Below are 17,776 nucleotides of genomic sequence, written 5' to 3'. Positions count from 1 at the left end.
TCTCGCGATGTAGCGCAAGGCCGAAACGCCCCACCCCGCTGTGACTAGGCTCGGCTTCGCCGTACCAAGTCTCACTGCCCCTTCCCTAAAGGAGAGGGGTTTGAGGAATAAAAGATGGCTCTGAAGTTCGAACTCGTCACCCCGGCCCGCCTCGAGCGGTCGATCGAGGTTTACATGGTCACCGTGCCCGGCAGCGAAGGCGACTTCTCGGTGCTCGAAGGCCATGCGCCGTTCATGGCGACGCTGCGCAACGCGCCGCTGACCATCTACGCGACGCAGGGCGCCGCACCCGAGGTGATCGAAGTTGAAGGCGGCTTTGCCGAGGTCAACGAGCAGGGCCTGACCGTCCTCGCTGAGCATGTCACCGCCAGCTGATCGCGAAGAATTAAGAGCATTTCAAAAACTGGCCAGGCGTGATAGGCTCGTGAGGGGCAGACACCTACGATGCCTAATGATGACGATGAGCGTGTGAAGGCTGAGCATATCGATACCTTCTATTACACATATTGTAATACCGAAGGTTCGAGAATCGGTGGGGCCACAGCTGATGAAGTAGTCGCTCAGAATCGCGCCAATCATCATGCCCGACAGACTGGCCATTCGACCACCGTCACATCAGGCTAGCCACCGCGAACCTGGCTGGTTCGGTGTCGCAAGCGCCCATCCAGTCCAAAATTTGACTGCAGCAACGCCCACATCTCAACAGGGGTAGGCTTTTTGTGGGCCGAAACTGCTGTGATTAGGTGCACGCGGCGACGGAGACGCGGCGGAGAATTGGATTAGCGGTTTTGCGGCCCTCCTTCTCTCTGCGTCCTTTGCGCCCTCTGCGCGAAAGTCCCTATCTCTCCGCGCCTCAGCGTCTCCGCGTGAGCCCATGGCTCACGCCGCCCCCGGCATTTCACAATCGCGCGCCGCATTAGGACAATGTCAAAGTTTCCACTTTATTCACCGTGTCCGATCGGGTGCGCCGGCGACTGGCGGCGATGCCCGAATATATTTGGAAAGCAGGACAAAGCGAATGAGTGCATTCGGACGCCGACCCGGAACCGCTGGCCGCCCCGCCTTTGGCGTGGCCAAGCCGATGCAGGGTGGATCGGGCGTGGGCGGCGGCGCCCAGTTCCCCGCGATCGACACCCCCGACCTTCCGCAGATGCCGTCGAACCTGTCGCCCGAAGACGAGGCGATGGAGCGGCTGAACCTGCGTTCGACCGCCGACATGGCCGAACCCGAAAAGGCGCAAGGATTCGAAGCCAGCGTCCACAAGATCAAGGAACAGGTGCTGCCGCGCCTGCTCGAACGCGTCGATCCCGAAGCCGCGGCCACGCTGTCGAAGGACGAGCTGACCGAGGAATTCCGCCCGATCATCCTCGAGGTGCTTGCAGAGCTGCGCATCACGCTCAACCGCCGCGAGCAGTTCGCGCTCGAAAAGGTGCTGGTTGACGAGTTGCTCGGCTTTGGCCCGCTCGAAGAATTGCTCGCCGATCCCGACATTTCGGACATCATGGTCAACGGCCCGTACCAGACGTATATCGAAAAAAAGGGGCAGTTGATGATCGCCCCGATCCAGTTCCGCGACGAACAGCATCTGTTCCAGATCGCCCAGCGCATCTGCAACCTCGTCGGCCGCCGCGTCGACCAGACCACCCCGCTCGCCGACGCCCGCCTCAAGGACGGCAGCCGCGTCAACGTGATCGTCCCGCCGCTCAGCTTGCGCGGTACCGCGATCTCGATTCGTAAATTCTCCGCAAAGCCGATCACCCTCGACATGCTGTGTCAGTGGGGCGCGATGAGCCAGAAAATGTGCACCGCGCTGAAGATCGCGGGCGCCAGCCGCTTCAACATCGTCATCTCGGGCGGTACCGGCTCGGGCAAGACGACGATGCTCAACGCGCTGTCGAAGATGATCGACCCCGGCGAGCGCGTGCTGACCATCGAGGATGCCGCCGAACTTCGCCTGCAACAGCCGCACTGGCTGCCGCTCGAAACCCGCCCCGCGAATCTTGAGGGCAATGGCGCGATCCACATGGGCGATCTCGTCAAGAACGCGCTGCGTATGCGTCCCGACCGCATCATCATGGGCGAGGTGCGCGGCGCCGAATGTTTCGATCTGCTCGCCGCGATGAACACCGGTCACGACGGGTCGATGTGTACGCTCCACAGCAACTCACCCCGCGAATGCCTGGGCCGTATGGAAAATATGGTGCTGATGGGCGACGTGAAGATCCCGAAGGAAGCGATTTCAAAGCAGATCGCCGATTCGGTCGACATGGTCATCCAGATCAAACGCCTGCGCGACGGGTCGCGCCGCGTCACCAACGTCACCGAAGTGATCGGCATGGAAGGCGACGTCATCGTCACCCAGGAATTGTTCAAGTTCGAATATCTCGACGAGGACAAGGACGGCAAGATCGTCGGCGAATATCGCGCCATGGGCCTGCGCCCTTATACACTAGAAAAAGCGCGCCAGTACGGCTTCGATCAGCCGTATCTCGAGGCGTGCCTCTAAAAGCCGCTCATTCTCGTCATTGCGAGAAGCCGCAGGCGACGCGGCAATCCAGAGTCGCGTAAACCGCTCTGGATTGCTTCGCTCCGCTCGCAATGACGAGAAGAATCACGGCTTCAACGCCAGCACCGCCGCGAACAGCGCCACCGCGACCCCCATCAGCGCGATCCCGCGCCACGGCATGAACCCGACCGCATCGACATCGCGCCGGTTGCGACGGCGCCAGTCGGCGACTTCGGCGGCGACCGCCAGGACGGCGCCCGCAGCGCTGGCGATCAGCATCGACACTTGCATTGCGTCGCATCCCTACCCAAACAGGGGTTCCCCCAAAAGAGAGGTGCCCATATGCGTTCCCTGTTGCTGGTTGCAAGTGCCGCCATCGCTATCGCCGTTCCCGCCGCCGCGGTCACCCAGGACGGTCATGCCGGCCACGCCGGTCATGCCGCGCCCGCCGGCACCGATGCCCAGCAGGGCCACGATATGAACGCCGGCGCCATCACCGCCGCGGTCGCCGCGCCGACCCGCACCCCCGCCAACGTCGCGCGCGATCCCTGGCGCCACCCCGCCGAAACGCTCGCCTTCTTTGGCGTCAAACCCGGCGATACCGTCGTCGAATTGTGGCCCGGCGGCGGCTGGTACACCGAAATCCTCGCCCCGCTCGCCAAAGCGGGCGGCGGCACCCTCTATGTCGCGGCGCCGTGGGAGCGCGGGCTCGGTCGCATCAAGGAAAAGCAGACCGCCGAGGCCGCGCTGTACGGCGCGCTCAAGCTCGCCGAATTTCCGAACGGCGGCACAAATCCCAAGGTGCCCGACAGCAGCGCCGACGTCGTGCTGACCTTCCGCAACGTCCACAACTGGCGTTTCGGCGGCGCCGACAACACCGCCGAGGCGTTCAAGCAGATTTTCGCGATGCTGAAACCCGGCGGCACGCTGGGCGTCGTCGATCACCGGCTGCCCGAAGACATGGATTCGGCGCTCGAGGAAAAGAGCGGCTATATGAAGCGCTCGTCGGTCGTCGGCTTTGCCGAAGCGGCGGGGTTCAAGCTCGCCGGCGAAAGCGACGTCAACGCGAACCCCAAAGACACCCACGACTATGAAAAGGGCGTGTGGACGCTGCCGCCGAACCTGCGCGAAGGCGACACCGACCGCGAAAAATATGTCGCGATCGGCGAATCGGACCGCATGACGCTGAAATTCTTGAAGCCCGCCAGCTGACGCGCCAGATCGAAACCATCGACCCTGCGCTGCTGCTCAGCGCCTACGCGCAGGGTCTTTTCCCGATGGCCGACGGGGTCGATGACCCGTCGGTGCATTGGGTCGAGCCGCGGCTGCGCGCGATCCTGCCGCTGGGCGGGTTCCGCCTCTCGCGCAGCCTACGCAAGGTGATCGCCAGCGACCGTTTTCGCGTCACCACCGACACCGCCTTTCCCGCCATGGTCGCGCTGTGCGCCGCGCCGGCGGACGACCGGCCGACGACGTGGATCAATCCGGTGATCAGCGCGAGCTACGAGCGACTGTTCCGCCTCGGCCATGCCCACAGCGTCGAATGCTGGCTGGACGGCGAGCTGGTCGGCGGCCTCTATGGCGTATCGCTCGGCCGCGCCTTTTTCGGCGAATCGATGGTGAGCCGGGCGCGCGATGCGTCGAAGGTCGCGCTCGCGCATCTCGTCGCGCGGCTCGTCGCCGGCGGCTGGCAATTGCTCGACTGCCAGTTCATCACCCCACATCTGGCCAGCCTGGGGGCGATTGAAATCCCCCAGGCCGCCTATCTCGCGCGGCTCTATTCGGTGTTGTCGGACGGCTCCGCTGCGGCCGGCGCGGGAACGGGCGGCGGCGTCGGTGCCGGTGCCGGGCCGCCCTCGCCGCCGTTCGCCGCGGGCGACTGGGGCGCGCTCGACGCCTTGGGCGGCGCGGCGGCCTTGGGGGCCGACCGGGCAACGGGTTCGCCGCCGGGATATGTCATCGCACAGCTTTTGACGAACACGTCATAGATCGGGTGCTCGATCACGTTGCGATCGGGACGCTCGCGAAAGATCCAGCCCGAAAACACCCGGTACCAATTGTCGTCGCGCTGATCCTGCACGGTCAACTGCACGAACGCCCCCGTCTCCGGCGGATCCTCCCACGGCGCGGTCTGTTCGCAGGCGCGCAGGCGGACGATCGCCCGCCCGACGCGGGCGGTGTCGCCCGGCTTCATTTCCAGTTCGCGGACCAGCCCGTTGCGCTTGTTGAGCAGGCCGACCACCGCGACGCGCTCGGCCATCGGGGTCGCGCCTTCGAAACCGCCGACTTCCTGCGGCACGGTTTCGGATTTGGCGATCGTCGGCACCGTCGCGCTGCCCTTGCCCTGCGAAGGCGTGCGGTCGCATGCGCTCAGCGCGGACGCGGCGATCGACGCCGCCAGCAGGGTCTGGGCGCAGCGACGCATTAATCCGCGCCGGGCCGCCAGGCCTCATAATCCCCGGTTGCCGCGGCTCGCCGCCCGCCGCGCTCGAGCGCTCCGGCGGGGCGATAGGCCGCGATGCTGCCAGTCAGATTGGCGGTCGCCGGCTGCTCCCATGCGCGCGGGGCAGGCAGCGCGTCGGTCGGCAGCTCGTCGAAGGTGCCGTGCAGCCAGCCGTGCCATTCGGGCGGCACCCGGCTCGCATCGTTCGATCCGTTATACAGCACCCAGCGGCGATTGCCCTTGCGGGCGCGAAAATAGCGGTTGCCCAGCCCGTCTTCGCCCACCTGCTCGCCGGTGCGCCAGCTGTTCAGCAACGTCCCGACGGTCGCGCCGTCCCACCAGGTGAAAATCTTGCCAAGGATGCTCATGGCGCCCGCGTTTACAGGCAAGCTGCGGCGCTTCGCAAGCGTCAAACGGTGGGACGCATCGGTTTGGCGGCGCTATTTTCGATCTTTCCACGTCACCTTGGCCGTCTCGTCGATGCCCAGCCGCGCCGCGGTGCCGCCGGCAAGCTCGAGCACCGCGGCAACTTCGCCGCCGCTCGCGACCGGCTCGATCGATTCGGGGATGGTATTTTCGGCGATCCGGTCGATGCTGCCGTCGGCGCGGATAAAGATCATGTCGAGCGGGATCAGCGTGTTGCGCATCCAGAAGCTGGCGATGCGCGGCTTGGCAAAGGGAAACAGCATCCCGCCGTCGGCGGGCAGGCTGGTGCGGAACATCAGCCCCTGCCGCTGCTCCTCTGCGGTACGCGCGACTTCGACGTCGAACCGGTGCGTTTGCCCGGGCGCCGTAATCGTCACCGGGATCGTCAGGGCGCCCTCGGTCTGGGCCCCCGAATCGCCGGCGCAGCCTGCGATCGGCATCGCCAGCGATATGGCCAGAGCGGTCAGTATCGCACGCATCGCATATCCTCTCGATCATCACGGCGAGCGGCGTCGCCGGCCGCCGCCGTCCTAATCAAGCGCCGCCGCGTCGTCCAGCGCCGCCAGCGCGTCGTCATCGCCGGGGGCGATCGCCAGGATGCGCCGCGCCAGCGTCATCGGGTGACCGGCGCGCAAAAACGCCGCGATCTGCCGCTCGCGCAGTTTCGGATCGCCTGCCGCCACGGCCGCGAACGGACCGAACCGCCGCCGCCGGGCAAAGCCGACCGCCGCGTCCATCGCCGCCGCCTCGGCACTCTCGATCGCTTCGCCGCTGTCCGCTGCGGCGATGCCGTCCACATAAAGCTGCGCCTTGACCCGCCGCACCCCCAGCCCGCGGCGTGTCATCGCCCCGGCGCGCATCACCGCATATTGCCGGTCGTCAAGGAACTGCAGCCGCTCCATCCGGTCGGCCACCGCCTCGCACGCCGCCATCGCATCGCTTTCGTCGATCCATTCGGATTCGCGAATTTTTCGCGACAGATAGCGTGTCAGTTTCGCCCGGCTGGTGGCGAATCGCGCCACATAGGACAGCGCCAGCTCGTCGAGCCGCGCTGCGCCCAAAGCTTTTCTGGTCCGGTTGGATGGTGCGCGGCTGTTCCCCATGCCATGTTTATGCCACAGTCGGGCCCGATTGAGAACGATCAGCGCCGCCATATCGGGCCATATAGCCCGGAAACGGGCGAATTTGTTCCAACTGCTCAGGGATCGCGCCAGGCACCATGACACGCAAAGATGACATGCTTGTTGCCGCGCGGTCCGTTTCACGGGATGTCGCACCCCTTATGACCGATAACAGCATGACCGCGGAGGAGGTGCTTCGGCCGACCCCGACCTTCTGCGCCCAGCCGCGCCGCTTTTCGGATTTCGCCACCGTCGGTGAGGCGCTCGACTATGCCGCCAGCGGCACCCGCGGGCTCAATTTCCACGATCCGCGCGGCAAGCTGACCCGGCCCTACCCCTATCGCGAGCTCAAGGACGACGCGGTCCAGACCGCCTATCGCCTGATTGCCGCCGGCGTCAAACCCGGCGACCGCATCGCGCTGATCGCCGAAACCGGCCCCGAATTCGCCGCGCTCTTCTTCGGGACCATCTATGCCGGCGCCTGGCCGGTGCCGCTGCCGCTGCCGACCAGCTTCGGCGGCCGCGACTCCTATGTCGGCCAGCTCGTCGTCCAGCTGACCAGCTGTGACCCGACCATGCTGTTCTTCCCGCCCGAAATTGCCGCAATGGCGACCGAAGCCGCCGAGAAGGAGAGCGTAACGCCCGTCGACTGGAGCGCATTCGAACAGAAGCCGGCCCCCGTCGCGGAGTTGCCCGAACAGCAGTCGGACGAAACCTGCTATCTGCAATATAGCAGCGGCTCGACGCGCTTTCCGCACGGCGTCGCGGTGACCCACGCCGCATTGCTCAACAATCTCGCCGCGCACAGCCATGGCATGGAGGTGCGCGACAGCGACCGCTGCGTCTCGTGGCTGCCCTGGTATCACGACATGGGGCTCGTCGGCTGCCTGCTGTCGCCGGTCGCCAACCAGGTGTCGGTCGATTATCTCAAGACCGAAGATTTCGCCCGCCGCCCGCTCGCCTGGCTCGACCTGATCAGCCGCAACGAAGGCACGACGCTCAGCTACTCGCCGACCTTTGGTTACGACATTTGCGCCCGCCGCGTGTCGAGCCAGACGCACGTCGCCGACCGTTTCGACCTGTCGCGCTGGCGCGTCGCCGGCAATGGCGCCGACATGATCCGCCCCGACGTCATGCAGAACTTTGTCGACGCCTTTGCCGACGCCGGCTTTTCGGCCAGCGCCTTCCTGCCCAGCTACGGCCTTGCCGAAGCGACGCTCGCGGTCAGCATCATGCCGCCGGGCGAAGGCATCGTCGTCGAACTGGTCGAAGAGACCGAGCTGTCGGGCGGCGCCAACGACACCGACCGCCCGACGCGCTATCGCGCCATCGTCAATTGCGGCCGCGCCGCGCGCGACATGGTGATCGAGGTTCGCGACGAGGCCGGCAATGCGCTGCCCGACCAGACCGTCGGCAAGGTGTGGTGCAGTGGTCCGTCGCTAATGACCGGTTACTACCGCGACCCCGTATCGACAGCCGCGTGCCTCGTCGATGGCTGGCTCGACACCGGCGATATGGGATATTTGTCAGACGGTTACATTTATATCGTCGGCCGCGCCAAGGACATGATCATCATCAACGGCAAAAATCACTGGCCGCAGGATATCGAATGGGCGGTCGAACAATTGCCGGGCTTCAAATCGGGTGACATCGCCGCCTTCGCGATCACCGCGCCGGGCGGCGAGGAAACCCCCGCGGTGCTCGTCCAGTGCCGCACCAGCGACGAGGACGAGCGCGCGCTGTTACGCGAGACGATCCGCGACCGCGTCCGTGCGATCACCGGCATGAACTGCCTGATCGAGCTGATCCCGCCGCGTACATTGCCGCGAACCAGCTCGGGCAAACTCAGCCGGTCGAAGGCGCGGGCGCAATATCTCGCCGGTGAAATCCAGCCTTTTGCGATCGCCGCCTGATCCACGTTGATTCTGTTCCGCATCGGGACGGAAAAAAGGCGACGGGCGGAACCGTCACGGTTACTTTCGGGTAACCCTGCCGCGCTAGACCGGTCGGCGTGAAAAGCCTGCTGACCGACCCCTTCGCCGCCGAGAATATTCCGCTGCGCCCCCTGCTAGGGTTCGGATCGCCGACCGAAGAGGTCGGCGACCTGCGCCAGTTGCAGCTCGCCCCGCTGCGCGGCAAGGGATCGCTGCGGCTGTGGATGGGGATCGGCATGGCGATCGCCGCCGCGGCGACGATGACGATGCGGACGCCGTCGGTGATCGTCGGCGGCTGGCTGGTGATTGCGCTGTTGTTCAGCCTCGTGTCCTACCGTGCCTTCGCCCGCCTGCCACTCGGCGATCCGAAACTCGCCGGGCTTCCCGAATATCGGCTGTGCCATCGCCACGCCCTCTATTCGGCGCTGCTGTGGGGCACCACCTTCTGGCTCCAGGGGGCAACCCCCGGGCTCGACCACGTCCTGTCGATGTGGACGATCGCGCTGCTGATGATGCTGACGCTGGCGATCGTCGCGCACAGCGTGCCGCTCGCCTGCATCCTGTTCATCGCGCCGGTCACCGTCTCGGCGGCTGTCGCCCTCGTCGGCGCGGGCGCGCCCCAGCTTGCCCCGGTGGCGCTCGTCGCCGGGCTGCTGCTCTGCGCCTTCTGCGTCCGCTTTGCGCAGACGCACATCCGCTTCCGCCGCGCCGAGGAGTCGCTGCACGAAAAGAACGAAACGGTCAGCCTGCTGCTCCGCGAGTTCGAGGAAACCTCCGCCGACTGGCTGTGGCAAACCGACAACAGCCGCCGCCTCGTCCATGTCTCGCCGCGCTTCGCCTATGCGCTCGGTGTGACCGCCGAGGCGCTGGAGGGCGTGCCGCTGCTCCAGGCGCTGTCGGGCGATGCGTGGGACACCGGCCACTTCCCCAAGACCTTGCACGACATGGCCGAGCGCATGAAGCGGCGCGAGAGCTTTTCGAACTTCATCGTCCCCGTGACGATCGACGGCGCGCCGCGCTGGTGGGAATTGTCAGCCTCGCCGCGTCTTGACGAAACCGGCAAGTTCCTCGGCTTTCGCGGCGTCGGGTCCGATGTCACCGAACAGCGCGCGACCGCCGAACAGATCGCGCGCATGGCGCGCTTCGACAATCTGACCGGCCTGCCCAACCGCCTCAGCCTCCACGAGGACCTCGCCCGCGCCCTCGATCTGGCGATCGATACCAAGTCGCGCTGCGCGATGCTGATGATCGACCTCGACCGGTTCAAGGCGGTCAACGATACGCTCGGCCACCCCGTCGGCGACAAGCTGCTCGCGCAGGTCGCGGCGCGGCTGAAGGGCATGATGGAGCGCGGCATGACGTGCGGCCGCCTCGGCGGCGACGAATTTGCGGTCGTGCTGCACAATGTGCCGAGCGCAGCCGAAGCCGAAATTCTTGCCCAGCGCGTCATCGCAGCGATCAGCCGCCCTTACGTGGTCGACAATCACCAGCTGTTCGTCGGCGCCAGCATCGGCTTTGCGATCGGGCCGCAGGACGGCGCGACGGTCGAAACGCTGACCCGCAACGCGGACCTCGCGCTCTACAAGTCCAAGGACAAGGGCGGCAATGTCGTCGCCGCCTATGTCGCCTCGCTCCACGCCCAGGCCGAAGAACGCCGCGTCATGGAACAGGAGCTCCGCGGCGCGCTCGATCGTGGCGAGTTCGAACTGTATTACCAGCCGGTCGTGACCGCGACCGACGGCACGCTCAACGGCTTCGAAGGCCTGATCCGCTGGAACAACAAAAAGCTCGGCAATGTCTCCCCCGGCCGCTTCATCCCGCTGGCGGAGGACAGCCGCCTCATCTCGCCGATCGGCGAATGGGTGCTGCGCACCGCCTGCCATGAAGCGATGAAATGGCCCTCGAACCTCAAGGTCGCTGTCAACGTCTCGGCCGAGCAGCTCACCGACCCTGCCTTCGCGTCGGTCGTCGTCTCGGCGCTCGCCCAGAGCGGACTCTCGCCGCAACGCCTTGAGATCGAGGTCACCGAAAGCGTGTTCCTGCGCGACGGCGGCGGCGCCGCGCAATTGCTCGACCAACTGATAGGGCTCGGCATCCGCCTCAGCCTCGACGACTTTGGCACCGGCTATTCCTCGCTCGGTTATCTGCGCAAGACGCAATTTTCGACGATCAAGGTCGACCGCAGCTTCGTCGTCGGCGCCGCAAAAGGCAGTATCGAATCGATCGCGATCATCCGCGCCGTCGTCGCCCTCGCCGACAGCCTCGGCATGTCGACCACCGCCGAAGGCGCCGAGACCGAGGTCGAGGTCGAAACGCTGCGCAGCCTCGGCTGCAGCAATATCCAGGGCTATTATTACGGCCGCCCGATGCCCGCGAGCGACGTGCTCACCCTGTTCCGGCGGCCGGATTCGATCGCGACCGCCGCCGCCTGACGGCGGGCGCGGCGACGGGGCGAGCCGCGCCGGCGACGAACCGAAAGTGATCCCAAAAGGTTCCGCGACCCATCGCAGTTCGCGCGCAACTCACCGCTAGACGGCTGGTGGCGCGCGGCGATCGTGGCAAACAGCCTCAACGCTTGAAGACGAGCCGATGGGGGTCGCAATCCATGTTTACCAGCCGCTTTCTGACCGCCGCGCTCGCGTCCGTATTGATGCTGGCGGGCGCGCTGGCCAGCACCCCCGCCGCCGCACGCGGTTACCTGCAATGCGTGCCCTTCGCGCGTGCCGAATCGGGCGTCGAAATCCGCGGCAATGCGAAGACGTGGTGGACGCAGGCGGCCAATGATTATGATCGCGGACAGGAACCCCGCCAGGGCGCCGTCATGGCGTTCGCCGGCACCCGCGGCATGCCGATGGGTCATGTCGCGGTGGTCAAGAAGATCGTCGGCGAGCGCGAAATCCTGATCGACCATGCCAACTGGTCGCCGATCAACGGCCGCCGCGGCCAGATCGAACGCAACGTCCGCGTCATCGACGTCAGCGATGCCGGCGACTGGAGCATGGTCCGCGTCTGGTATGCACCGATCGGCGACCTCGGCCTGCGCGCCAACCCGGTGCAGGGCTTCATCTACCCGGGCGGCGCCGGCGCGCCCGCAGCAGCCCCATCTTTCCCGGCGCCCGTGTGGGCGAGCAATGACTGGAAACCCGGAAACGACCTGGAAATGGTCGTCGCCTCGCTCGGCAACTGAGCCTTACCCCCCACCTCCAAGGCTCGGCGAGCGACGAAGCCATCCGGGACGGTCCGCCGCCCCGGGTGGCTTCCCCCTTTTCGGGGCGCAGAAATCATGGGGATAATCCCAAACGCCCAGCGACGGCGCTGACGCCCTCAGTCGTTCGATGCTTCGCCGTTCTCCGCGGCCGCATCCTCGAACCAGGCTTCGACCTCGCCCGACAGTTTGATCGTCATCGGCTGGCCGAAGCGGTCCTTCGACTTGCCGGCCGCGACGCGGATCCAGCCTTCCGAAATCGAATATTCCTCGACGTCGGTGCGCTCCTTGCCCTTGAACTTGATGCCGATGCCGCGCTGCAGCACCTCCATGTCGAAATGGGGCGAGCGCGGGTTGGTCGACATGCGGTCGGGCGGGGTGTCGGTCATGGTCTCAATCTCCAGATAATGCCGCGCGGCTAGGCGAGGCAGCGCGGCAAATCAAGCGCGGTCGGCATGCGCCGCACCCAAAACCGCGCCATCTGGGTTACGCCGCCGCGATCAGGCGGCGTGGTCGGGCCGGATCATTGCTTCTGCGGCGGGATAGAGGGTGTGGTTCTCGCGCTCGATCCGCATCGCCAGCGCGTCGAGGATGCCCGTCGTCTCGGCACAGAAGCCCGCCCAGTTCGCCGCGACCGTGTCGGGCGTCCAGCGCGCGTCATAGGCGGCGAAATCGTCGGCGATATGTCCCATCTCGCGGGCGAAAGCATCGGACAGACGGCTGAGCGCAGGGTCGCCGTCCTTCTTCAGGCGCGGATACAGCGCCCAATCCTCGCATTTCAGGTGGCGCACCAGCGTATCGCGCAGCATCCCGCGCACCGCCGCCAGCTCGGTCGCACGCGGCGGGTGCGGCGCCGCAATCAGCTCCATCAGCAAGCGCGACAGGGTGACGAGCGCGGCATGCTCGGCGCGCAATCGCCGCATTTCCTGCGCCAGACTCATGGGACCCCCTGATACGAGCGGTCCCTCGAACACCGCCATAGGGCGCGAGCATGAAAAGACGGTGAACAAGGCATTGCCCGTCGCCGGAACGAGTCGCCGCGTCGATCATTTGACCATCGACCTGCCGCCTGGACTGAAAGGAACGTCGATGGCCGCGCGCGCTTATTGGAAGGGGCAGATCCGGCTCGCGCTGGTGTCGATCCCGGTGGAAATCTATCCGGCGACCAAATCGGGCGCCTCGGTCAGCTTTCGCCAGATCCACGAACCGAGCGGCAAGCCGATCAAATATGAAAAGATCGTCCCAGGTATCGGCGCGATCGACACCGACGACATCGTGAAGGGGTACGAGATGTCGAAGGGCAATTATGTTCTGCTCGACGACGAGGAGATCGAGGCGGTGAAGCTGGAGAGCAAACGCACGCTCGAGCTGCTCCAGTTCGTCGACGCCGGCGACATCGACATCCTCTATTACGCCAAGCCCTATTATGTCGTCCCCGCCGACGAGCTCGCCGAAGAGGCCTATATCGTCCTGCGCGAAGCGCTCCGCAAATCGAAGAAGGTCGGGCTCGGGCAATTGTCGGTGCGCGGGCAGGAGCAACTCGTCGGTCTGCGGCCGTGCGGCAAGGGGCTGGTCCTCGAAGTGCTGCGCTATGCCGACGAAGTGAACAAGGCGGCGAATTATTTCCGCGACGTCGGCAACGCCAAACCCGACGCCGACCTGCTCGACCTCGCGACAACGCTGATCGACAAGAAATCGGGCAAGTTCGACGCCGGCGACTACCACAATCATTATGTCGAGGCGATCAAGCGCGTGATCGCCAAAAAGGCGAAGGCGAAAGGTAAGCGGGTGCTGGAGGATGTCGAGGAACCCAGCCCGGTGACGGGCGGGTCGAACGTCATCGACCTGATGGCGGCGCTGAAAGCCTCGGTCGACGGCAAGAAGAAAGCGCCGGTGGCGGCGGAGAATAAGGCGCCGGCCAAGAAAGCCCCGGCGCGCAAGCGGGCATGATGTGCCCGTGAAAGCTGCGTTGCCAGTCCGCTACCCGTGCCCCTGCGAAGGCAGGGGCCCATCTCCGAACGTCCCGGTTTCGACCGAACGGACCGTATTTGGCGAAGTGTTGGATGATGGACCCCCGCCCTCGCAGAGGCACAAAGCAGCCACCTCCTGATGCCCCGCCCCGACCCCCTCGCCCAATACAACGCCAAGCGCGATTTCAAGCTGACGCCTGAGCCCGCGGGGAAGGTCGCCAAAGGTGCCAAAGGAAATCGTTTCATCGTCCAGAAGCACGACGCGACGCGGCTGCACTACGACTTCCGCCTCGAAGTCGACGGCGTGCTCAAAAGCTGGGCAGTGACCAAAGGTCCGAGTGCCGATCCTGCCGACAAGCGGCTCGCGGTGCGCACCGAAGACCATCCGCTCAGCTATGCCGAGTTCGAAGGCGGCATCCCCAAGGGCGAATATGGCGGCGGCACGGTGATGCTGTGGGACCTCGGCACGTGGGCGCCGGTTGCGGGCAAGAGCGCGAAGGATATCGACCAGGGACATCTCCACTTGATCCTCGACGGCGAGCGGATGAAAGGCGAATGGCTGCTCGTCCGCATGAAGCCGCGTCCCGGCGAAAAGCGCGAGAACTGGTTGCTACGCAAGGTCGACGATCGCCATGCGGGCGGCAGCGACGATCTCGTCGGGCGCCAGCTCACCAGCATCCTCACCGGCCGCACAATGGCCGAGATCGCAGGCGACGAGGAAGGCGAGCATTCGCTGCAGGGCGCAAAGGGCGCGGCCTTCGCAAAGAAGATGGCGGCGGCGGCCGCGCACAACCTAAAGGCTGCCAAACCGCCGCCCAAAGGCAAGGCGACCGGCGGGAGACCACCCAAATTCCGCCCGCTTCAACTGGCGACGCTGGTCGATGCAGTGCCGGTCGGCAACGGCTGGTTTCACGAGATCAAATATGACGGCTATCGCGCCGAAATCGCCGCCGCGGGATCGGACGTTCGCGTCTATACAAGGAACGGCCTCGACTGGACCGACAAATTCGCCCCGCTGGTGCGCCACATTGCGGCGCTCGACCTGCCGCCCTGCCTGATCGACGGCGAAATCATCGCCTATGGCAAAGACGGCAACCCCGACTTTTCTGCACTGCAAGCTGTGCTCAAGCGCGGCCACGGCGCGCAGGACGAGAGCACCAACCTCCATTTCTTCGCCTTCGACCTGCTCGAACAGGACGGCAAGTCGTTCGCCAAGCTGGGAAATCTCGAACGCAAGGAACGCCTCGAAGCGCTGCTCCGCGACGCAGCGCCGCCGATCGCCGTCGCCGACCATGTCATCGGCGCCGGCGAGAAACTCTACGCCGCGATGTGCGGTGCGGGACAGGAGGGCATCATCTCGAAACGCGCCGACGCCGCCTATGCGGGCCGCCGGTCGAAAAACTGGGTGAAGGTCAAATGCACCCGGCGGCAGGAGTTCATCCTCGTCGGCTGGAATCCGTCATCGGCGAAGGGCCGCCCCTTCGCGTCGCTCCTCCTCGCGCAGTGGGAGGGCGATACGCTCGTCTACAAGGGCAATGTCGGCACTGGCTTCGACACCGACACGATGGTCGACCTCGCAAAGAAATTCGCCGCCCGCGAACGCAAGACCGCGCCGCTCGAAGTCGACGCCGCATCGGCGCGCAAGGCGCATTGGCTGAAACCCGATCTCGTCGCCGAAATCGCCTTCGCCGAATTCACCGCGGGCGGATCAGTGCGCCATGCGAGCTTCCTGGGGCTGCGCAGCGACAAGAAGGCCAAGGACGTGACCCCCGAAAAGCAGCAGCCAGCCCCTGGCCCGGAAAGCGACGTGACGATCAGCAGCCGAGACCGCGTCATCTTTCCCGAAGCGAAGGCGACCAAGGGCGACCTCGCCGACTATTATTCCGCGATCGCCCCGCTCATGCTCCCGCACGCCGCGCGCCGCCCGATCAGCCTCGTCCGCTGCCCGCAAGGGCGCGGCAAGAAATGCTTTTTCCAGAAGCACGACAGTGGCTCGTTCGGCGACCATGTCCACCACGTTCCGATCAAGGAAAAAGACGGCGGGCACGAGGATTATCTCTATGTCGAGGACGCCGACGGTTTGCTCGCCTGCGTCCAGATGGGCACGATCGAGTTCCACGGCTGGGGCAGCCATGTCGATGCCCTCGAAAAGCCCGACCGCATGGTCTTCGACCTCGATCCCGACGAAGGCCTCGCCTTTGCCGACGTCAAAAAGGCCGCTGCCGACATCCGTGGCCAGCTCGCCGACATCGGGCTGGTCAGCTTCGCGATGCTCTCGGGCGGCAAGGGGGTGCATGTCGTCGTCCCGCTCGACCCCGGCCATAGCTGGGAGGCACACAAGGATTTCTCGAAACGCTTCGCCGAGGCGCTCAGCCTCGCCGAGCCCGACCGATATGTCGCGACGATGAGCAAGGCGAAGCGCAAGGGCAAGATATTCATCGACTGGCTGCGCAACCAGCGCGGCAGCACCGCGATCATGCCCTATTCGGCGCGCGCGCGCGAAAACGCCCCCGTCGCGGTGCCGATCGGCTGGGACGCGCTTGCCAACGTCGAAAGCGCCGGAGCATGGACGATCAAGGACGCCGCCGAACTGCTCGACCGCGCCGCGAGGCCCGACCTCAAGGGGTGGGGCTTCGCCAGCCAGGCACTACCCGATTTCTGATCCGGCACCCGTGATCAGCGCGTGATCACGTCGCCCGACATCGGCGCGAGCTTCGCCAGAAACCGGTTCTGCGCCGCGAACGGCACCTTTTCTTCGCGCATCGCGCGCTGCAGATTTTCGACCAGCGCGTTCATGTCGCGCATCCGCACCCCCATGTCCTTGTGCGACGCCGCCATGTCGCGGCCGCTGTAATCGCAGCCGGCGCCCAATATATAGCAGAATTGCTCGAACAGCGTGCGCTTCAGCCGCACCATGTCGTGCGCCTTGAAAATCTCGGCAATGCGCGGGTCGGCTTCGGACAGCTCGACGGTGCGCGCGGCGATGCGGCGGATGCCGTCCTGCCCCCCGAACGCCGCGGCCATTTTCGGCCCCACGAAAGGCGCCGCGCCGGCGTTGCGGTTGTCCTGGACATAGGGATCGACCGGCAGTTCCCCCGTCGCGGGATCGCGGACCTTTTCCTCGACCCCGAATTCCTTGTCCCAATCGACCGGAGCGTCGACGACCGGGGCCTCGGTGACGGGCGCCTCGGTGACGGGCTGCATCAGCAGGGCGGCAGCGAACAGCAACATAGCCTGCTCCTCAAAAGGCGACTTGCGCGGACAGAAAGGCGCCACGCTGTTTGTCGAAGGTCGCGATCGAACCGAGGTCGGTATAAGCCGCGGTGACGGTCAGGTTGCGGGTCACCGCATAGGCGGCGAACAGGTCCCACCAGTCGTCCTCGCGGGCGATCGCCAGATTGTCGGGCTTGGTGCGATATTCGGCGCCGATCACCGCGCGGCGCGACAATTGATACGCGACCGACCCTTCGAATTGCAGCCGATAATCGTCGGCGCCGGCGCTGCCGAAACCGAGCAGCCCGGTCTGGTTGGCTTTGGTCAACCGCGCCGTGGTGTTGACGAGGATGCTGTGCGACAGGAACAGCTTGGTCGCCGACAGGGTGAAATCCGTCCCCTTGCTCTCGCGCGCGCCGACCGCCTTCACCACCGCCGCGTCGCCGCTGCGCTTGTGCTCGATCCCGACCGCAATCTGCGGCAGCATCGGTGCGCCATACACCGCATCGCCCGCGATCCGCAGCTTGGCGGCAAAGACATCCTGGTTGAAAGTAAAGCCCTGCCCCAGCCCCAGCGCCGCGCCGACGTCGCGGGTGTCGAAATTCTGGCGCGCGTAACTCAGCTCGACCCGGTCGAACAGCCCGACCGCCAGCCCATGACTCTGCCAGCCGTAATCGGGCAGTTCGACGAAGGTCACATGCCCCGAAACGCCGATCCCGGCGTCGGTTTCGCGGCCCGCGATCGTCGCCCAGGTGGCGAGCCCGCCGCCGCTGGTGCCCTCGATCGTCGTCACCCCATTGGTCAGCAGCAGCTTGCCGCCATCGACGAGCGTAGCGTCCTGCGCGGTCGCGGGCAGCGCCGCGCAGGCGGCAGCGGCCAGACACAGCGAGCCGAAAAAACGGATAAGTGGTTGATCCATATCGGGGCAATTCGCACCAAAGCGCAAACAAAGCGTTAA

Annotated in this window: 17 protein-coding genes and 1 pseudogene; 9 read left to right on the top strand and 9 right to left on the bottom strand. The window is 65.6% G+C overall.

Features of this window, described 5'->3' with window-relative positions; genetic code table 11:
• Positions 1–114 precede the first annotated feature (114 nt).
• Positions 115–375, top strand: a complete 261-nt coding sequence (locus tag HEQ22_RS00445) for an ATP synthase F1 subunit epsilon (protein ID WP_432769240.1) — start codon at positions 115–117, stop codon at positions 373–375.
• A 643-nt stretch (positions 376–1,018) separates the two neighbouring features.
• On the top strand, positions 1,019–2,506 hold the full coding sequence (locus HEQ22_RS00440) for a CpaF family protein (RefSeq protein WP_432769239.1): 1,488 nt from the start codon (positions 1,019–1,021) through the stop codon (positions 2,504–2,506).
• Positions 2,507–2,611: 105 nt separating this feature from the next.
• Here HEQ22_RS00440 and HEQ22_RS00435 read toward each other — a convergent pair whose 3' ends face one another.
• Entirely contained in the window at positions 2,612–2,797 is a 186-nt protein-coding gene (locus HEQ22_RS00435; protein ID WP_432769238.1) for a hypothetical protein, read from the bottom strand.
• 51 nt (positions 2,798–2,848) lie between these two features.
• Between HEQ22_RS00435 and HEQ22_RS00430 the strand changes: the two genes are divergently transcribed.
• Together HEQ22_RS00430 and aat are read left to right on the top strand one after the other, a co-directional pair.
• A complete protein-coding gene (locus HEQ22_RS00430; RefSeq protein ID WP_432769237.1) occupies positions 2,849–3,718 on the top strand; it encodes a class I SAM-dependent methyltransferase in 870 nt (289 codons plus the stop codon).
• Positions 3,719–3,726: 8 nt separating this feature from the next.
• Positions 3,727–4,494, top strand: a complete 768-nt coding sequence (aat, locus tag HEQ22_RS00425; protein ID WP_432770909.1) for a leucyl/phenylalanyl-tRNA--protein transferase — start codon at positions 3,727–3,729, stop codon at positions 4,492–4,494.
• Positions 4,495–4,529: 35 nt separating this feature from the next.
• Here the strand turns inward: aat and HEQ22_RS00420 are convergent.
• The 4 genes and pseudogenes from HEQ22_RS00420 to HEQ22_RS00405 all read right to left on the bottom strand — a co-directional run.
• A pseudogene (locus tag HEQ22_RS00420) lies at positions 4,530–4,700 on the bottom strand (DUF2155 domain-containing protein); the annotation flags it as partial.
• A 230-nt stretch (positions 4,701–4,930) separates the two neighbouring features.
• A complete protein-coding gene (locus tag HEQ22_RS00415) occupies positions 4,931–5,317 on the bottom strand; it encodes an NADH:ubiquinone oxidoreductase subunit NDUFA12 (RefSeq protein ID WP_432769236.1) in 387 nt (128 codons plus the stop codon).
• Positions 5,318–5,389: 72 nt separating this feature from the next.
• A complete protein-coding gene (locus HEQ22_RS00410; protein WP_432769235.1) occupies positions 5,390–5,854 on the bottom strand; it encodes a DUF192 domain-containing protein in 465 nt (154 codons plus the stop codon).
• A gap of 51 nt (positions 5,855–5,905) precedes the next feature.
• A complete protein-coding gene (locus tag HEQ22_RS00405; protein ID WP_432769234.1) occupies positions 5,906–6,478 on the bottom strand; it encodes a RecX family transcriptional regulator in 573 nt (190 codons plus the stop codon).
• 179 nt (positions 6,479–6,657) lie between these two features.
• Here HEQ22_RS00405 and HEQ22_RS00400 point away from each other — a divergent pair, with 179 nt between their 5' ends.
• From HEQ22_RS00400 to HEQ22_RS00390, 3 genes are all read left to right on the top strand, one after another.
• Positions 6,658–8,409 carry a fatty acyl-AMP ligase gene (locus HEQ22_RS00400; protein ID WP_432769233.1) on the top strand — a complete coding sequence of 584 codons (1,752 nt, stop codon included), beginning with the start codon at positions 6,658–6,660 and terminating at the stop codon, positions 8,407–8,409.
• 98 nt (positions 8,410–8,507) lie between these two features.
• On the top strand, positions 8,508–10,862 hold the full coding sequence (locus HEQ22_RS00395; protein ID WP_432769232.1) for a putative bifunctional diguanylate cyclase/phosphodiesterase: 2,355 nt from the start codon (positions 8,508–8,510) through the stop codon (positions 10,860–10,862).
• 173 nt (positions 10,863–11,035) lie between these two features.
• Positions 11,036–11,617 carry a CHAP domain-containing protein gene (locus HEQ22_RS00390; protein ID WP_432769231.1) on the top strand — a complete coding sequence of 194 codons (582 nt, stop codon included), beginning with the start codon at positions 11,036–11,038 and terminating at the stop codon, positions 11,615–11,617.
• A gap of 137 nt (positions 11,618–11,754) precedes the next feature.
• On the opposite strand, the gene HEQ22_RS00385 is transcribed toward HEQ22_RS00390, so the two are convergent.
• Both HEQ22_RS00385 and HEQ22_RS00380 read right to left on the bottom strand, forming a co-directional pair.
• On the bottom strand, positions 11,755–12,024 hold the full coding sequence (locus tag HEQ22_RS00385) for a DUF3297 family protein (protein ID WP_432769230.1): 270 nt from the start codon (positions 12,022–12,024) through the stop codon (positions 11,755–11,757).
• A 111-nt stretch (positions 12,025–12,135) separates the two neighbouring features.
• On the bottom strand, positions 12,136–12,576 hold the full coding sequence (locus HEQ22_RS00380; RefSeq protein WP_432769229.1) for a hemerythrin domain-containing protein: 441 nt from the start codon (positions 12,574–12,576) through the stop codon (positions 12,136–12,138).
• A gap of 148 nt (positions 12,577–12,724) precedes the next feature.
• Here HEQ22_RS00380 and HEQ22_RS00375 point away from each other — a divergent pair, with 148 nt between their 5' ends.
• Complete coding sequence (locus tag HEQ22_RS00375) at positions 12,725–13,585, top strand: Ku protein (RefSeq protein ID WP_432770908.1); 861 nt, start codon at positions 12,725–12,727, stop codon at positions 13,583–13,585.
• Between the two features lie 159 nt (positions 13,586–13,744).
• A complete protein-coding gene (ligD, locus tag HEQ22_RS00370) occupies positions 13,745–16,267 on the top strand; it encodes a DNA ligase D (protein WP_432769228.1) in 2,523 nt (840 codons plus the stop codon).
• Positions 16,268–16,281: 14 nt separating this feature from the next.
• On the opposite strand, the gene HEQ22_RS00365 is transcribed toward ligD, so the two are convergent.
• Positions 16,282–16,836 carry a group I truncated hemoglobin gene (locus HEQ22_RS00365; protein ID WP_432769227.1) on the bottom strand — a complete coding sequence of 185 codons (555 nt, stop codon included), beginning with the start codon at positions 16,834–16,836 and terminating at the stop codon, positions 16,282–16,284.
• A gap of 10 nt (positions 16,837–16,846) precedes the next feature.
• Positions 16,847–17,737 carry a DUF3034 family protein gene (locus HEQ22_RS00360; RefSeq protein WP_432769226.1) on the bottom strand — a complete coding sequence of 297 codons (891 nt, stop codon included), beginning with the start codon at positions 17,735–17,737 and terminating at the stop codon, positions 16,847–16,849.
• Positions 17,738–17,776 lie beyond the last annotated feature (39 nt).

Origin of the sequence: Sphingopyxis sp., from assembly GCF_050916055.1 — a bacterium.
In the GTDB taxonomy this organism is placed as follows: Bacteria; Pseudomonadota; Alphaproteobacteria; order Sphingomonadales; family Sphingomonadaceae; genus Sphingopyxis.
Note: the sequence above shows the minus strand (reverse complement) of the source record. Positions and strands in the feature narration are given on the sequence as shown.

Excerpts from the sequence above, each read along its gene's own strand:
- HEQ22_RS00445 (WP_432769240.1), top strand. The coding sequence starts at position 115 with ATGGCTCTGAAGTTCGAACTCGTCACCCCGGCCCGCCTCGAGCGGTCG.
- HEQ22_RS00440 (WP_432769239.1), top strand. The coding sequence starts at position 1,019 with ATGAGTGCATTCGGACGCCGACCCGGAACCGCTGGCCGCCCCGCCTTT.
- HEQ22_RS00435 (WP_432769238.1), bottom strand. The coding sequence starts at position 2,797 with ATGCAAGTGTCGATGCTGATCGCCAGCGCTGCGGGCGCCGTCCTGGCG.
- HEQ22_RS00430 (WP_432769237.1), top strand. The coding sequence starts at position 2,849 with ATGCGTTCCCTGTTGCTGGTTGCAAGTGCCGCCATCGCTATCGCCGTT.
- HEQ22_RS00415 (WP_432769236.1), bottom strand. The coding sequence starts at position 5,317 with ATGAGCATCCTTGGCAAGATTTTCACCTGGTGGGACGGCGCGACCGTC.
- HEQ22_RS00410 (WP_432769235.1), bottom strand. The coding sequence starts at position 5,854 with ATGCGTGCGATACTGACCGCTCTGGCCATATCGCTGGCGATGCCGATC.
- HEQ22_RS00405 (WP_432769234.1), bottom strand. The coding sequence starts at position 6,478 with ATGGGGAACAGCCGCGCACCATCCAACCGGACCAGAAAAGCTTTGGGC.
- HEQ22_RS00400 (WP_432769233.1), top strand. The coding sequence starts at position 6,658 with ATGACCGATAACAGCATGACCGCGGAGGAGGTGCTTCGGCCGACCCCG.
- HEQ22_RS00390 (WP_432769231.1), top strand. The coding sequence starts at position 11,036 with ATGTTTACCAGCCGCTTTCTGACCGCCGCGCTCGCGTCCGTATTGATG.
- HEQ22_RS00385 (WP_432769230.1), bottom strand. The coding sequence starts at position 12,024 with ATGACCGACACCCCGCCCGACCGCATGTCGACCAACCCGCGCTCGCCC.
- HEQ22_RS00380 (WP_432769229.1), bottom strand. The coding sequence starts at position 12,576 with ATGAGTCTGGCGCAGGAAATGCGGCGATTGCGCGCCGAGCATGCCGCG.
- HEQ22_RS00375 (WP_432770908.1), top strand. The coding sequence starts at position 12,725 with ATGGCCGCGCGCGCTTATTGGAAGGGGCAGATCCGGCTCGCGCTGGTG.
- ligD (WP_432769228.1), top strand. The coding sequence starts at position 13,745 with ATGCCCCGCCCCGACCCCCTCGCCCAATACAACGCCAAGCGCGATTTC.
- HEQ22_RS00365 (WP_432769227.1), bottom strand. The coding sequence starts at position 16,836 with ATGTTGCTGTTCGCTGCCGCCCTGCTGATGCAGCCCGTCACCGAGGCG.
- HEQ22_RS00360 (WP_432769226.1), bottom strand. The coding sequence starts at position 17,737 with ATGGATCAACCACTTATCCGTTTTTTCGGCTCGCTGTGTCTGGCCGCT.